Below are 15,267 nucleotides of genomic sequence, written 5' to 3'. Positions count from 1 at the left end.
ACCATGAGGCACTCCGGTCCAGCCATGGGCGGGGAAAAAAGGGCTTCCCCCCACCCGCCTTCGACAACCACTCCATGCAATCTATTAAATTACTGCATCACGCAGGGAATTTATCGAATTTATCGAGCCATTCAGCGCCCGCCCAGGCCCCGGCGCAGCTCCCCCACCAGCCCCGGCAGCAGCTCCGCCACGTGGGCCATCTGGTCGGCCGTGGTGCCCAGGCCCAGGCTGAAGCGGACCGTGCCCCGGGCATAGGCATCCGGCACGCGCATGGCACGCAGCACATGGCTGGGCTCGCGCATGCCCGTGCTGCACGCGCTGCCCGTGGAGACGCAGATGCCGTGCTCCGCCAGCTTCAGCTGCAGGGCCTCGCCTTCGATCCCCGCGAATCCCACCAGGCTGGTGTTGGGCAGGCGGTCGGCAGCGGCGCTGTGGATGCGGACATCCGGGATCCCATCTAGGATGCGCGCCTCGAGCTCATCCCGGAGGCCGCGCACGCGGTCCATCTCCGGCAGTCTGGCCCGGGCCAGCTCGGCGGCCTTGCCCAGCCCCACGATGCCCGGGACATTCTCAGTGCCGCCCCGCCGGCCCCGCTCCTGGGAGCCGCCCAGCATCAGGGGCTTCAGGCGCACGCCCCGCCGGATCATGAGGAGGCCCGTGCCCTTGGGGCCGTGGAACTTGTGGCCGCTGAGGCAGAGCAGGTCGGCCCCCCAGGCTCCGGCGTCCACCGCGATCTTGCCCATGGCCTGGGTGGCATCCACCAGGGAGAGCGCCCCCTTCGCCTTCGCGATGCGGGTGGCTTCGGCCACCGGAAACAGCGCGCCCGATTCGTTGTTGGCGGCCATGACGGCCACCAGGGCCGTCTCCGGCCGCACCGCGGCCTCCAGGGCCCCCAGGTCCAGTCGGCCGGCCTCATCCACGCCCACATCCGTGACCTCGCCGCCCTGGCCCTTCCACCACACCACCAGGGCCCGCACGGCCGGATGCTCCACGGCCGTGGTCACCAGGTGGCGCTTGGCGGGGACGCCCTCCCACACGCCCCGGAAGGCGTGGTTGAGGCTCTCCGTGCCGCCGCTGGTGAACACGATCTCCGCCGGCGTGCAGCCCACCAGAGCCGCCGCCTGCTCCCGTGCCGCCACCACGGCGCCGTCCGACAGGTGGCCCAGGGCATAGGCTGCGCTGGCGTTGCCGAAGCGCTCCATGAACCAGGGCCGCATGGCCTCGAAGGCCTCGGGAGCGAGGGGCGTGGTGGCGTTGTGGTCGAGGTAGATCAGATCCATGGCCTCATTGTCCCATCCCCGCGCGGCTGCGGAGGAAGGCCAGGGCCTCGGACCAGGGCGGGCGGCCCGGCGCCAGAGGCAGGCTGTTGTGGGTGGCCCCGGGCACTTCCCAGACCCGGACCGGTCCCGCGGGGCCCTGGGCCAGCCGGCGGCCCTGGGCGGCGCCCACCACTTCGTCCTGCCCCGCCACCACGATGGCCACCGGACCTGGGTAGCCGCGGATGCGGCCCAGGCTGTCCCAGCGATCCCGCAGGATCAGGGTCATGGGGAGGTACGGGTAGTGGTGCGCGGCCACTTCCGTCATCCGCGCGAAGGGCACGGCGAGGAGCAGGCCGGCCACCAGCTTCGGCTCCGCGGCGGCCACCTGCACCGCCACGCCGGACCCGAGGCTCTCACCCAGCAGGAACACCGGCGCGGTGGATTCCGCCTTCAGCTGGCGCAGCGCCGCCCGGGCATCGGCCACCAGCGAGGCCTCCGATCGCTCCCCCTCCCGGGGGCCGTAGCCCGGATACTCCAGCAGCACCCCTTCGAAACCCGCGGCCTCCAGCGTCGGCATGTAGTCCACCCGGCCCAGGGCGTCTCCAGCGTTCCCGTGCAGCACGAGGATGCGGGGGCCACCCCGCCGCGCCGCCCGCCGCCAGCCGAGCACGCTCCCCTTCCCGTCCCGCCAGGGGCCCATACGCACGCCGAGGGCCCGCTGCACCGCCTCCGGCTCGGGTTCGCGGTCGGGGAAGTACATCATGCGGCGCTGGGCCAGGAAGGCCAGGAGGCAGAGCCCCACGTAGATCCCCAGACCCCAACCCACCAGCTTGAGGATGCTGACGATCCAGAGTGGCCAGGACCGTGTCATGGCTCGACTCCGCCCGCCTGGAGGGAGGCCAGCGCTTCGGCCCGCGCCGCCAGATCCGGCGCCTTGCCCTGGAAGCTCTTCCCGGAGCCGCCGCCCTTGGCGCCCAGGAGCGCCGCCACGGCCTTGCCGGCGGTCGGCACATCCAGGCGGGAATCCTCCCCCGCACTCAGCAGGAAGAGCCCCTGCCCGCCTCCTTCGGAGGTGAGAAACACGGCCTTGGCGGGAGCTGCGGCGAGGATGCCCCGGGCCAGCTTCTGGAGGAAGGCCATGTCCTTCCCCTCCAGGTGGACCTCCACGAGGGCGCCGGGTCGCGCCGCGAGAGCGGTGGCCTGGAGCTCCGCCAGCTCCTCTTCCAGCTTGCGGCTGCGGCGGTCCAGAACCAGCAGCTGATCCAGCTTGGTCTGAAGGGCGGGCACCAGGTCTTCGTCCGGCGCACCCAGCAGGGCACGCAGGGCCGCGCTGCGCTTTTCATGCGCGTCCAGGCGCAGCCTGGCGCGCCTTCCGGCCACGTAGAAGAGGCGCGTGCCTCCCCGGATGGGCTCGGTCCCCAGCAGCTTCAGGGCCTCGATCTCGCCGGTGTGGCGCAGGTGCGTGCCGCCGCAGGTGTTCAGGTCCACCCCCGCGATCTGCACCAGGCGGATGTCCCCCGAGTGGCCCTCCGGGAGACCACGGGAGCGCACCACCTCCAGCTTGTAGGCCTCCGGGCTCACCCGTCGGGCCGAAATGTCTCGATGCGCCCGGATCTCAGACGCCACAGCCTCTTCCAACTGCTCCATTTCGCGTGGCGAAATGGAGGGAGCCGTGAGCTCGATGTCGCAGACCGACGCCCCCAGGTGGAAGGCCGTGGTCTCCCACTTGAACTGATCCTGGGCCACGGCCGTGAGCAGATGCTGGCCCGTGTGCTGCTGCATGTGGTCGAAGCGGCGGGCCCAGTCCAGCGTCAGCGAGGCAGGGCCTTCCGCCAGCGGTGAGGCCAGGTAGTGGCGGATCTCGCCCTCCCGCTTCTGCACGTCCACCACAGCCACGCCGTTCACGGAGCCCAGGTCGCAGGGCTGGCCGCCACCCTCGGGGTAGAAGACCGTGTCCTCCAGGATCGCGAAGGGTCGGCCTTGGTCCTCGCCGCCCCGGACGAGGCGGGTCTCCAGGAACGTGGCGTAGGGGTCTCGTTCGTAGGCCGGAAGCATGCCCCGGAGCCTAGCATGGGCGCTGATAGGCTGGAGGGGTCGCCATGTCCCACGTCCCCCTGCCCGAACGCCTCCGCCCGGCCACCCTCGACGAGGTGGTGGGCCAGGCCCACCTGCTCGGCCCCAAGGGCGCGCTGACCCGGCTTACCGCGGGCGGGCGGCTGCCCTCGATGGTGATGTGGGGGCCGCCGGGCACCGGCAAGACCACCCTGGCCCGCATCCTGGCCGAGGCCACGGGCCACGGGTTCATGGAGTTTTCGGGCGTCAGCGGCAGCGCCGCGGAGCTGAAGAAGTTCCTCGCCGACAGCCGCGAGATGCCGCTGTTCCGCACGGTGCCGCCCGTGGTGTTCCTGGACGAGATCCACCGCTTCAACCGGGCCCAGCAGGACATCCTGCTGCCCTTCCTCGAACGCGGCGAGGCCATCCTCATCGGCGCCACCACGGAGAACCCGGCCTTCTACCTGAACCCGGCGCTGCGCAGCCGCTGCCAGCTCATCGCCCTCAAGGCCCTGGAGCCGGCCCACATCCAGCAGGTGCTCAAGCGGGCCTGGGCCAAGGAGCGGACCGGGCAGCCGGAACCGGCCAAAGTCTTCGAGTGGCTCTCGCACTGGGCTGGCGGCGACCTGCGCTCGGCGCTCTCGGGGCTCGAGACCTGGATGGAGATGCCGGATCCCGACCTGGAGTCCCTCCAGGGCGCCCTGGGCGGTCGCATGATGTTCGACCGCGCCGACGGCCACTACGACCTGGCCAGCGCCTTCCAGAAGAGCCTCAGGGGCTCCGATGCCGACGCCGCCCTCTACTACCTGAGCCGCATGATCCGAGGCGGGGAGGATCCCCGCTTCATCGCCCGCCGCCTCATGGTCTGCGCCGCCGAGGATGTGGGCAACGCCGATCCCCAGGCCTTCATCCTCTGCGAGGCCGCCAGCCGGGCCGTGGAGCAGATCGGCTGGCCCGAGGCCCGCATCCCCCTGGCCCAGGCCATCATCTACGTGGCCAACGCCCCCAAGAGCAACGCCACGGTGTTGGCCGTGGACGCGGCCCTGGCGGCGGACGACGCGCCGATCCCCGAAGCCATCCGCGACGCCCACACCGCCACCGCCCGCAAGGCCGGGCGGGGCGCGGGCTACCACTACTCCCACGACGACTACGACCGGGAGCAGACTTTCCTGCCTGACAAGCTGCGTGGGCAAACCTTTTACGAACCGAAGCGCCCCCAGGAACGCAGCTGGCGGGACCGCCAGGAGCCCGATGCCGAGGCCCTGTCCGCGCTCTGGGAGGCCTGGGTCGAGGACCATCCCGACGGCGGCGAGCTGCCCCTGGAAGCCTGGAGCGCTGAGCTGGCGTGCAGCCGCGAAGCCCTGGCGCGGTCCATCCACAAACTGGCCCAGGGCAAGTTCACCCTGGGCCGGAAGCTGGAAGCGAAGCCGGTCTGATCAGTCCAGGTGGCCCATGCGCCCCGTCTGGTAGTCCTCGATGGCCTGCTCGATCTCCTCGCGGGTGTTCATCACGAAGGGGCCGTAGTGGGCGATGGGCTCCCGGAGCGGTTCCCCCGCCAGCAGCATGAAGCTGACCGGCGTGAGGGCCTCCAGGGCGAGGCGCTCGCCCTCGCCCAGCAGGGCCACGGAGTCCGCCGGTACCTCCGTGCCTTCGATACGGAGGGAACCATGCAGGGGTACCGCCGCGGCGATCCACCCGGCGGGGATGCTGTGCTGGAAGCGCCCGCCAGCTTCCAGTTCCAGGTGGGCGTAGGCGATCCGGGCAGGCGCCACCGCCGGGCCGGTCACGCCCGCCCAGGTGCCGGCCAGCACGCGCATGCGACCGCCGGGGAGGGTCTGCCAGGGCATGGCTTCCGGCTGCAGGTCCGTGTAGCCGGGGGCGGTGCGCTTCTGGGCCTTCGGCAGGTTGATCCAGAGCTGGACGCCCTCGATGGGGCCGCCGGTCTCGAGGTGCTCGGGAACAGGCATCTCCTCGTGGACGATGCCCGCACCCGCGTTCATGAGCTGGGCGCCGCCGGGCTGCAGCAGGCCGGACCCGCCCGTGCTGTCCCGGTGCCGGAAGGCGCCCTGGATGAGGTAGGTGAGGGTCTGGAAGCCGCGGTGGGGGTGGGGCGGGAAGCCCGCGTCCGTGCCCGGAGGGAGCACCATGGGCCCGAAGTGGTCCATGAGCAGGAAGGGGTCCATGGCGCGGAAGGCATCGGCCCCCCGATGCCCCTGGCCGGGCACGAGGCGGGTGAGGGGCACCCGGTTGCCATCCTCCGTGGGAAGGCCTGGAACGACGATGGAGACGGGTTTGAAAGACATGGGACCTCCTCAGGCCAGATCGAAGAACAGGATTTCGGAAGGGGAACCGGCCACCACCGTGAGCGACGGCTCTCCTTCGATGCGGGCGGCATCCCCGGCGTTCATGACGGTGCCATTGAGCGTCACGGAGCCCTTGGCCACCTGGAGGAAGCCGGAACGCCCCGCAGGCAGCGCGGCCTGGACTTCGCGACCGGCATCCAGGCGCGCCGCGTAGACCTTCACATCCTGGAAGAGCTTCACCGAGCCCTCGGAGCCATCCGGGCTGGCGATCAGGCGCAGGCGGTTCTCCAGGTCCTTCTCGCTGAAGGCCACCTGGTCATAGCGGGGGGCCAGGCCCTGCTGTTCCGGCAGGATCCAGATCTGGAGGAAATGCACCGGCTCCGTATCCGAAGCGTTGAACTCGCTGTGCCGGATGCCCGTGCCGGCGCTCATAACCTGGGCCTCGCCGGGCCGGATGACCCCGTGGGTGCCCAGGCTGTCGCGGTGCTCCAGGGCGCCGGACAGCACCCAGGTGAGGATCTCCATGTCCCGGTGGCCGTGGGTGCCGAAGCCTTTGCCGGGCTGGACCCGGTCCTCGTTCAGCACGCGCAGGGCACGGAACTGGGTGTGTTCAGGATCGAAATACTCTCCGAAGGAGAAGGTGTGGTGGGTGTCCAGCCATCCGAAGTCGAAGTGGCCCCGGGCCCCGGCAGATCGCAGCGTGATCATGGCGCCTCCTGGATCCATTATATGTGTTGCAACTTCTATTTCAAGCCCCTCCCAAAAAATCCGGCACCGATCGATGACCTGGACGTATCTTGGGGGCATCCAAGCGGAGGACGCCGTGATCGCACGGGTGCTGGTGGGTGTGGACTTCTCCGAAGCCTCGAAGCAGGCTCTGGAACGGGCCGGGACCTGGGCGGTCCGCATGGGTGTGCCCCTGGTCGCCATGCACGTCCTCCAGCCGCCGGCACCCATGCTGCCTGAGGCGCAGATCGCCCTGCCCGACCCCGCCTGGCTGAAGAGCATGGAGGACCACGCGCGGGAGCAGCTGGAAGCCTGGGTGAAGCCGTTCGGGGGTTCCCAGGTCATCGTGAAGTGGGGCGGCCCCGCGGAGGAGCTGGTCTCCGAGGCGGACACCAAGACGCTGCTGGTGGTGGCCCAGGTCGGCCACTCCACCCTGGAACGACTGCTCTTCGGCAGCACCGCCGCCCGCGTGGTGCGGCTGGCGCCCTGTGATGTCCTCGTGGTGCGGACCGAGAAGACGCACTAGCCCGCGAGTTGCCTGACGAGGGCCGCCATGTCGGCGGCCTGGCGCTGGAGGATGGCCTCGGCGGCGCGGTGGAGCCCCTTCAGGTGCTCCGGACTGGTGTCATCCATCTCGCTGAGGCCGGCATCGAGATCGGCCTGGAAGCGCAGGTAGCGCGGGGCGCCGTCCTCCCGGGGAGGCAGGAGCTGACGCAGCTGGTAGTCCACGGTGTCGGCTACGCCGTCGAAGATCACATCCAGCACAGGTCGGGCCCACCCGGCCACACCCCAGCCCTTCGCGTCTTCGTAACGGTAAGGCCGGGCATAGAGGCCCGTACCGAGGGATACCAGGAGGATGGACTCCGCACCGCGGCCCATCTTGGCCAAGGTCTGCCAACCTTCGGCGTAGGCGCACATGGCGGGGTTGTTGGCGAAGACGCCGCCATCCACCAGCACATCACGATCCCCCGGCCAGGGCACCAGCAGCGGTTCGAAGTAGGTGGGCGCGGCGCTGGTGGCCCGGGCCGCCACACGCATGGGCACGTCATAGCGGGCGTCCTCACGCGCCCGGCGGCGGCGGTAGAAGAAGGCATCCCGCTTCTCCAGGTCGTAGGCCGTCACCAGCACTTCCACGAGCGCCTCTTTGAGGCGCGACTCCCCGAAATACTGCGCGAGCACCCCTTCGATGCCGTCGCTCGGATACTTCGCCGCCCGCAGCCCCATGGGGTTCGTGAGCCGCCGCCAGAGGCTCTCGTCGAAGATCCGGGCTCCCTCCTTCAGGTAGAGGCCGGCCAGATCCTGGGCCGAGTAGCGGGGCCGTCCGACCTCCCCGGGCGTGGCGAGCCCCAGGGCCAGGATGCCGCCTGTGCTCGTGCCGGCGATGAGGTCGAAGCAGTCGGCCACGGCCCGTCCCGTCTGCCGCTCCAGCTCCGCCAGCACCAGCGCCGGGATGAGGCTGCGGATGCCGCCGCCGTCGATGGACAGGATGCGGAAGGGTTGGGGCATCCGGCATTCTATGCGGAGAAAAACGGGCCGTGCGGCCCGTTTTTCTCCGGTGGGAACGGCGATCAGCGGTACGCGGGGATCCCAGTCACTTCCTGGCCGATGACGAGGGTGTGCATATCGTGCGTGCCCTCGTAGGTGTAGACGCTCTCGAGGTTGGCCATATGGCGCATGACCGGGTACTCGTCGAGGATGCCGTTGGCGCCGAGGATGGTGCGGGCCTTGCGGCAGATCTCGAGGGAGACGTTCACGTTGTTCATCTTGGCCATGGAGACCTGGGCGGGCGTGTAGGTCTTGGCGTCCTTCAGGCGGCCCAGCTGGTGCACCAGCAGCTGGCCCTTGGTGAGCTCGGTGACCATCCAGGCCAGCTTCTCCTGCTGGAGCTGGAAGCTGGCGATGGGCTTGTCGAACTGGATGCGGCTCTTCGCGTAGTCGAGCGCGCACTGGTAGCAGGCGTCCGCGGCGCCCAGGGCGCCCCAGGCGATGCCGTAGCGGGCCTGGGTGAGGCAGCCGAGAGGGCCCTTCAGCCCCTTCACGTTGGGCAGCAGGCTGGCCTTCTCGTCCACGATCACGTCCTCAAGCACGAGCTCGGAGGTGGTCGAGGCGCGCAGGCTCCACTTGCCCTTCATCTCGGGGGCGCTGAAGCCGGGAGTGCCCTTCTCCACCAGGAAGCCGCGGATGCCGTCCTCGGTCTGGGCCCACACCACGGCCACATCGGCCACGGTGCCGTTGGTGATCCACATCTTGGTGCCGTTGATGCGCCACTTGCCGCCGGGCTCGCGCACGGCCTTCGTGAGCATGCCACCGGGGTTGGAACCAAAATCGGGCTCCGTGAGGCCGAAGCAGCCGATCTTCTCGCCGGTGGCCAGCTTGGGCAGCCAGTGCCGCCTCTGCTCTTCGCTGCCATAGGTGTAGATGGGCCACATCACGAGGCTGCCCTGCACCGACGCGAAGGAACGCAGGCCCGAATCGCCGCGCTCAAGCTCATACATCAACAGGCCGTAGGCGACGTTGGAAACCCCCATGCAGCCATATTCCTCAGGCAGCGATGGGCCGTAGAAGCCCAGCTCGCCCATCTTGGGGATGAGGTGCTTGGGGAAGGTCTGGTCCTGGGCGTGCTTCTCGATGATGGGCAGCACCTCGGCATTCACGAACTTCCGCGCGGTCTCGCGGATCATCCGTTCTTCCTCGGTGAGCAGGCCCTCGAAGCCCATGTAGTCGGTGATGTGGGTGAAGGTGGCGTAGGCGCCGGCCATGGGGATCTCCTGGTGTGCCCTGAAGCCTCGGGCGGTGTGGCGGAAACGGCGCTGCAGCAGCGCGCCGGGGCCAGTCTACCGCCGCCCCGGAACCCGCCCGGAGTCACATTCCGCCCCATACCCCCCAATTGGATGTCATGTCGGGGATCGGCTTGACGAAGTGGAAAATCAGGACCCCTGGGCGGGGTCCTCCAGCAGCCTTCCCCCAGTGGCGTGGGGCGTCTCGTGGCAGTGGCGGCAACGGGCCTCATAGGCTTCGGCGGCCCCCACCAGCACCTGGCCGCCCGTCTGCACCATGCGCTGGGTGCGCCCGGCCAGGGCGCCGCACACCATGCAGATGGCCTGGAGCTTGGTGACGTATTCGGCCTTGGCCAGCAGGATGGGCATGATGCCGAAGGGCTCGCCGTTGGAGTCCTGGTCCAGGCCCCCGGCGATGACGCGCACGCCGTGATCGGCCAGGTCCTCGATGATGGGGATGAGGCCCTCATCCATGAACTGCACCTCGTCCAGGGCCACCACCTGGGCCTCCGGATCCAGGTGCCGGGCCAGCTCCACACTGTCCTTCACGGGGATGGCGTCGTGCTTCCTCTGGCTGTGGCTGGCGATGGCGGAGACATCGTAGCGGTCATCCAGGGCGGGCTTGAACACCTGCACCTTCTGCTTGGCGATGATGGCCCGCTTGATGCGCCGGATCAGCTCTTCGGACTTGCCGGAGAACATGGGACCGCAGATCACCTCCAGGGAACCCTGGCGCTGGTGCACGAACATCGGAAATCCTTATCGCTTGGGCCGCGGAGGCGGTTCAGGGGCCTTGGCGGGAGCCGGGGCCATGGGATCGGGAAGACTGGCCAGATCGGGAATCGAGTTCTTGCCATCCAGCGGGCTTCCAAGCCGCTTCGCCAGCGCTGCGCCGCCATCCTTGGGAGCGGCCATGCGGAGCACCCACTCGTGCCGGAGGCGCGTCGGCCCCTCCGCGGTCACCTGGACGTCCACAGGCTGGAGACTGGCCAGGCCGAGGTTCATGGAGCCGCGCGCGTGGGGCACATACAGGGCCAGCGGAACCGCGAAGCCCAGCACCACCAGGGGCCACAACAACGGACTCGGCTCCCAGGCCTCCGGGGCCAGGTCGGGATGACCCTCCACCCAGGGGCGGGAGATCTTGACGCTCCCGTCATTCGATTTGGGCTCCAGCAGGCCGGCCTCCAGGAGATCGGCGATGGCCTTGCAGGTGTCCAGCTCCTCATAGCGGCTGATCTGGATGATCTCCCTGGGGCTCTGGGGATGGTCGAAGTAGGAGAGGACCATCTCCTGTTCGTGGGTGAGGCCCGAGGAGCCATGCACCTGGCCCTTGCCATCCAGTACGGAAGAGACCTCGCGGTCGATGTCCAGATGCAGGGCCTGGGCCCTGGGAGATTTGCCGAGGGCCGTGTCGAGGCCCGGCAGGCGGCGCTCCACCTCGGGCCACTCGTCCTGGATGCGGGCGGCTTCCATCAGCACGGTGTCCACGGGGATGGGGACGAAGTGCTCACGGTCCAGGTCTGCCGGCAGGAAGGAGTCGAAGCGATAGTCCCCTTCCACCCAGCGGAAGGTGCGATGCAGGATGGCGGTGGCCTGGCTGAAGAGGGCGTCCTGCAGGTCCGCGGCCGTCACCTTGCCGCTGTCCAGGAGGAGGGTGCCCATGCGCTTGAGGGTCTGCCGCTGGACCTGGACCATGCCGAGCAGTTCCTCACCCGTGAGCCGGCCCAGGCGCACGAGCATGGTGCCCAGGCGGTCCTCCATGCGGACCTGGTTGGAGTCGCAGCCGACGATCTCGCCGTTCTCGAAGAAGACTTTGACGAACTCCTGCCCCTGGGACAGCACCAGGGTGCCGTTCTTCCCCTGGATCTTGATCATGTTGAACAGGGAGAAGAGGTCGAAGTCCCGGAGGGATCCTTCCAGCGCCATCTCAGGCCCTCCTCAGGAACAGCTTCAGCCAGGAGCGGAGGTAGAGCAGGCCCACGAGAACGGCCCCCAGGGCCAGCCAGGTGGAAGCCGGGTCCGGAAGAATCTCCCCCGGGTACCGCACCGACCGGCCCGTCGCGAGAACCATGCCCACGGCGAGGCAGAAGGGGAGGAACTCCATCAGGGCCTCCCGGGTCTCCCCCAGGAAGGCCAGGTCGCAACCCGGCAGGAGGACGATGAGGGTCTTGTGGATCCAGCGCGTGTTCCGCTGGTGCTCCGCCACCTCATCGAGCTTCTTGCGGCGGCTTTCGGTGTGGAGCCCATCCCTCAGGACGAAGAGGTGGTGGCACTTCGAGCAGACCTCCGGATCGGGACTGTCCGTGGTGTGATAGGGCTCCCCGCAGCGGATGCACTGGCCTGGATGGGCCATCCGCATGCTCCTGCGCACCCTCAGGAGGAAGGCTCCGATCCCCAGCAGCGGCAGCAGGAGGGCGACCAGGAAGGCGGGCTCCGAGAGGGGCAGGCGCTCCACCTTGGGCCCTCCGGCTGCGTCCGCGAGCGCATCCGCCCTCAGGGTGGTGTCAGGCAGGGGCATGGGATAGGTACGCACGTCCTTCCTGGCATCGTTGAGGGCGATGAGACGGGCATACGCCTCGGGACTGGCCGCTTGGGCCTCGTCCTGCTTGGTGGCTCCCAGCACGGTATCGAGCCGGTTGAAGGCCAGGATGCTCTGGTTGAGGAGCACCTCCATCCGCGACCCCGCCTGCTGGGCCTCCTGGAAGGCCCGCTCGGCCCCGGCGACATCGCCCGTCTGATACCGCGCGACACCCAGGTTGTTCAGAACTTCGGGCTGATCCGGATGGCGGCCCACCAGGTCCTGGAAGGTTCCTTCGGCCTCCTTCCATTGCTGGTTCTGGAGCTGTTCCCAACCCTTGAGGAAAGCCTGGTCCGTGGGCGGGAGGAGGCGCAGCGCCGAAGCCGGGATCGGCTGGACCCGGGGCTGGAGCTGGAGGGTCTGGATGCTGGGCTGGGGCTCCCGGGCCGCCAGGGGCTCCATGACCGCCAGGAGGGGGTGCACCAGCTGGAACAGCATGATGAAGACCGTGATCCTCACTTCGGCGACCAGGAGGAACGGGGCGAGCAGGAAAAGCCAGAGGAGGGCCGCCACGAGGGGATCCAGGCCCAGGAGCACCGGCCCGGCCAGGATCGCCGCACCGACCAGCGCGGCGAGCGCCGGACTGATGCCCTTGTGCTGGAAGGGTTCCTCCCAGAGATGCCGGAGCACGTGGCGGTAGCGGAGGCCCATGGTGAGGGCCCAGCCCCAGAGCAGCAGCGTGGCCGTCAGCCGCAGCATTCCCAGGTGCTGCAGCAGCCAGAGCCAGCGGTGGGCCGGCTGCTCCAGGCGCAGGCGGGTGAGCCGGAGCAGATCGGGGAAACTCCAGATCCACCCTCTCGGCCCCTCCTGCCGCATCAGCGCGATGCGGCTGCCGAGCAGGCTGGGATGGTCGGGAGCCCAGCGCTCCACGGCCTGGAGCGCCTCCAGTCCGAGCGACGGCCGTCCGATCACGCCCTGCTGCCGGGCCCAGAGGGCCGCGGCTTCCACCAGAGGCGTGACATCCAGCATGGAGTAGGTGCGGCGCAGCGCCTCCACTTCGACCTGGGCGCGGCGTACGGCCTCGGGGTCGCCCTTCGCCAAGGCCTCGAACAGGTGGTTCGCCCGGTGGCTGAGTGCGATGGCCGGTTCCGTCGCCACCGCCTGGGGCGCTGGAGTGGGCTTGGGGGCCTCGGGCTTGGGCGCGGCCGAAAAGGCTGAAAGACCCAGGCCCCCCGTCAGAGTGGCAACCCGCAAGACCTGGAAGAGTCCCATGGCCTTCCTTCCGCGATTCATGACTTGGGGCCTGCTGGAACATCCGCGGCCGGTTTCAGGTCCATCAGCCTCATGCGGAGGCCATACAGGAGATCCTCCAGCTGGCGCGTCTCCGCCTCGTCCCGGGAACCTTCGGTCTTCTCTTTGAGCACCCCGAGGAGGTCCACATAAAACCGCGCCACCGTGGGGTTTGCTGGCGGGACTTCCTTCATCATCGGGTGGGGCACGCCCAGGGCCATAAGCGCTTGCTCCGCCAGAAGATGCATCAGGGCGGTCAAGGAGGCTTCCGGCACCGCTGGATTCATGGACTACCTCGAACACTTTCAGGACTTGTCTGCCCGGAAGCCTACCACAGGCCGAATTTTCCTGCATCCGGCCGGCCACACCAGGCCTCGCGGAGGAACGGGAGACCGGCAAGGCGCCTTTTTGACGAAAAGCACTCGGCGCGCAAGCAGCCCTGTGGAACGATAGATGGGTTTGGAGGAAGCCCCCATGCGACGCCTCATCTCTTCGATCCTCATCCCGGCCGCCTGTCTGTCTTTGTATGCCGATACCACAGGTCGTATCAGCGGTCGGGTGCAATCCAAGGAGGGCCAACCCATCATCGGGGCCAAGGTCGTCCTGAAACGCCTCGATCTCGCCTGGATCAAGGAGCTCGTGACCGACAAGAAGGGGAATTTCCTTCAGGTGGGGCTTGATCCCAAGGAATTTGAGCTCACGGTGAGCGCCGCAGGCTACGCAGACTCCAAGGAGATGGTCAAGATTCCCCTGGGCGATGTGTTGATGAAGAACATCACGCTCTTGACCGCAGAACAGGCCCGAGCTGCGAGCCTGGCCGCTGCGGGACCAGCCGCCGTCGCTGCAGATTCCGGCGCCGCCCTTGATGCTGAGGGCCGCGATGCTTTCAATGCCGCGATTCCGCTCTACAACGAAGGCAATTACCAAGAGGCCCTTCCGCACGTGGACAAGGCCTACAAGACCCTGACCGAGGCCCTGACCAAGCTCAAGGACGACGCGGCCAAGGCGGAACTGGCGCCCGAGCTCCTCAAGATCGAGCGGGTGCTGGGCATCTGCATCGCCCAGGCCGGCACGAAGAAGGAGGAGGCCGAGCCCTATCTCCTCAAGGCCCTCGAGCGGAACCCCAAGGACGAGCGCGTGATCGCCGGGCTCATCGAGACCAGCAAGGCCAAGGCCGACGCGGCCGCCGAGCAGAAGTACACCGCCATGCTGGAGGCCATCCAGGGGCCCAACCCCGACGTGATCTACAACAAGGGCGTCGAGGCCTTCAATGGCGGCCGGACCAAGGAGGCGAAGACCCACCTGCTGAAGGCCCTGGAGGTGGATCCCAAGTACGCCGAGGCCCACTACCTGCTGGCCATGGTCGAGTTCGGCGAGAACAACCTGAAGGGCACCAAGACCCACCTCGAGAAATACATCGAGCTCGCCCCCACCGGCAAGAATGCCGCCACCGCCCGCGAGATGCTGAAGGATCCGTCCCTGAAGCGCATCAAGTAGGCATTGTCACCAAAAGAAGAGGGCCCCGACCGGGGCCCTCTTCTTTTGGTGCCGGGGAAAAATCAAAGCAGCTCAAGGCTGATGGGGCAGTGGTCGGAGCCCAGGACCTCGGCGTGGATGCGGGTGTCCTTCACGCGGTCAAGCAGTGTCCGGCTGGCGAGGAACAGGTCGATCCTCCAGCCCACGTTCCGCTCCCGGGCGCCGCCCCGGGCCGTCCACCAGGTGTAGAGGCCGGGCACCGCAGGGTTCCGTTCGCGCAGCACGTCCACCAGTCCCGCACCCAGGTAGAGCTTGAAGTCCTCGCGCTCCTCGGGGGTGAAGCCGGGATTCTTGACGTTGTCCTTGGGCCGGGCGAGATCGATCTCCTCCGGAGCCACGTTCATGTCGCCGGTGAGGATCACCTGATCGCCAGCAGCGTGGTGCTTCATCACCAAGGCGGCGAGATCCCTGGCGAACTGGCGCTTGAACGGCAGGCGCACGAGCCCCTGGGAGGCGTTCGGGAAGTAGCCGCCGATGAAGACGAGCTTGTCCCTCCGCGAGACGATCATGCGGCCCTCGGCGTCGTAGCCGTCGACCCCCAGGCCCTTGGCATGGGTGAAGCCCAGCTCCTTCTTGGCAAAGGTGGCGGCCCCCGCGTAGCCCTTCTTGCTGGTGGCGGGGAACCAGCACACGTCGTAGGCGCTCTCGATCTGGCGGCGGACGCCCAGGTCCGCCTCCTCCCACTCGCAGCGGATCTCCTGGAGGGAGAGCACGTCCGGTTCCGTCTCCTCCAGCCAGTCCATGAACCCCTTCTTCAGGACCGACCGGAAGCCATTCACGTTCCAGCTGTAGAAGCGCATGCATCC

Annotated in this window: 15 protein-coding genes; 3 read left to right on the top strand and 12 right to left on the bottom strand. The window is 68.5% G+C overall.

Annotated elements, in window-relative coordinates; genetic code table 11:
- Nucleotides 1–131: 131 nt before the first annotated feature.
- Genes QSJ30_RS04825 through QSJ30_RS04815 form a run of 3 tightly spaced genes read right to left on the bottom strand, consistent with a single transcriptional unit; the run spans nt 132 to nt 3,314 of the window.
- A complete protein-coding gene (locus tag QSJ30_RS04825) occupies nt 132–1,280 on the bottom strand; it encodes a cysteine desulfurase family protein (protein WP_285606963.1) in 1,149 nt (382 codons plus the stop codon).
- A 4-nt stretch (nt 1,281–1,284) separates the two neighbouring features.
- Nucleotides 1,285–2,130 carry an alpha/beta hydrolase gene (locus QSJ30_RS04820; protein ID WP_285606961.1) on the bottom strand — a complete coding sequence of 282 codons (846 nt, stop codon included), beginning with the start codon at nt 2,128–2,130 and terminating at the stop codon, nt 1,285–1,287.
- Nucleotides 2,127–3,314, bottom strand: a complete 1,188-nt coding sequence (locus tag QSJ30_RS04815; RefSeq protein ID WP_285606959.1) for an alanyl-tRNA editing protein — start codon at nt 3,312–3,314, stop codon at nt 2,127–2,129. The genes QSJ30_RS04820 and QSJ30_RS04815 overlap by 4 nt, the downstream gene beginning before the upstream one ends.
- Nucleotides 3,315–3,358: 44 nt before the next feature.
- On the opposite strand from QSJ30_RS04815, the gene QSJ30_RS04810 reads away from it, so the two are divergent.
- A complete protein-coding gene (locus QSJ30_RS04810; protein WP_285606957.1) occupies nt 3,359–4,747 on the top strand; it encodes a replication-associated recombination protein A in 1,389 nt (462 codons plus the stop codon).
- Here the strand turns inward: QSJ30_RS04810 and QSJ30_RS04805 are convergent, their stop codons facing one another.
- On the bottom strand, nt 4,748–5,614 hold the full coding sequence (locus tag QSJ30_RS04805) for a pirin family protein (protein WP_285606955.1): 867 nt from the start codon (nt 5,612–5,614) through the stop codon (nt 4,748–4,750). It lies immediately after the preceding gene.
- A 9-nt stretch (nt 5,615–5,623) separates the two neighbouring features.
- Nucleotides 5,624–6,322: a pirin family protein gene (locus QSJ30_RS04800; protein WP_285606953.1), complete on the bottom strand. Its 699-nt coding sequence runs from the start codon at nt 6,320–6,322 to the stop codon at nt 5,624–5,626.
- 115 nt (nt 6,323–6,437) lie between these two features.
- Here QSJ30_RS04800 and QSJ30_RS04795 point away from each other — a divergent pair, with 115 nt between their 5' ends.
- On the top strand, nt 6,438–6,866 hold the full coding sequence (locus QSJ30_RS04795) for a universal stress protein (protein WP_285606951.1): 429 nt from the start codon (nt 6,438–6,440) through the stop codon (nt 6,864–6,866).
- Here the strand turns inward: QSJ30_RS04795 and QSJ30_RS04790 are convergent.
- From QSJ30_RS04790 to QSJ30_RS04765, 6 genes are all read right to left on the bottom strand, one after another.
- Complete coding sequence (locus QSJ30_RS04790) at nt 6,863–7,846, bottom strand: patatin-like phospholipase family protein (protein WP_285606949.1); 984 nt, start codon at nt 7,844–7,846, stop codon at nt 6,863–6,865. The two genes, QSJ30_RS04795 and QSJ30_RS04790, sit on opposite strands and share 4 nt — an antisense overlap.
- A 62-nt stretch (nt 7,847–7,908) precedes the next feature.
- Nucleotides 7,909–9,099, bottom strand: a complete 1,191-nt coding sequence (locus tag QSJ30_RS04785; RefSeq protein ID WP_285606947.1) for an acyl-CoA dehydrogenase family protein — start codon at nt 9,097–9,099, stop codon at nt 7,909–7,911.
- 168 nt (nt 9,100–9,267) lie between these two features.
- Entirely contained in the window at nt 9,268–9,867 is a 600-nt protein-coding gene (locus tag QSJ30_RS04780; protein WP_285606945.1) for a thymidine kinase, read from the bottom strand.
- Nucleotides 9,868–9,876: 9 nt separating this feature from the next.
- Nucleotides 9,877–11,043 carry a DUF4388 domain-containing protein gene (locus tag QSJ30_RS04775; RefSeq protein ID WP_285606943.1) on the bottom strand — a complete coding sequence of 389 codons (1,167 nt, stop codon included), beginning with the start codon at nt 11,041–11,043 and terminating at the stop codon, nt 9,877–9,879.
- A gap of 1 nt (nt 11,044) precedes the next feature.
- Entirely contained in the window at nt 11,045–12,907 is a 1,863-nt protein-coding gene (locus QSJ30_RS04770; RefSeq protein ID WP_285606942.1) for a tetratricopeptide repeat protein, read from the bottom strand.
- A 17-nt stretch (nt 12,908–12,924) separates the two neighbouring features.
- A complete protein-coding gene (locus QSJ30_RS04765; protein WP_285606941.1) occupies nt 12,925–13,212 on the bottom strand; it encodes a DUF1844 domain-containing protein in 288 nt (95 codons plus the stop codon).
- A 187-nt stretch (nt 13,213–13,399) separates the two neighbouring features.
- Between QSJ30_RS04765 and QSJ30_RS04760 the strand changes: the two genes are divergently transcribed.
- Nucleotides 13,400–14,422, top strand: coding sequence for a carboxypeptidase regulatory-like domain-containing protein (locus QSJ30_RS04760; protein ID WP_285606939.1), 1,023 nt, complete (start codon nt 13,400–13,402; stop codon nt 14,420–14,422).
- A 62-nt stretch (nt 14,423–14,484) separates the two neighbouring features.
- Here the strand turns inward: QSJ30_RS04760 and QSJ30_RS04755 are convergent, their stop codons facing one another.
- Nucleotides 14,485–15,261: an exodeoxyribonuclease III gene (locus QSJ30_RS04755; protein ID WP_285606938.1), complete on the bottom strand. Its 777-nt coding sequence runs from the start codon at nt 15,259–15,261 to the stop codon at nt 14,485–14,487.
- Between the last annotated feature and the right edge of the window lie 6 nt (nt 15,262–15,267).

It is taken from the genome of Geothrix edaphica (genome assembly GCF_030268045.1).
Taxonomy (GTDB): Bacteria; Acidobacteriota; Holophagae; order Holophagales; family Holophagaceae; genus Geothrix; species Geothrix edaphica.
This window is presented reverse-complemented; position numbering and strand designations above follow the sequence as displayed.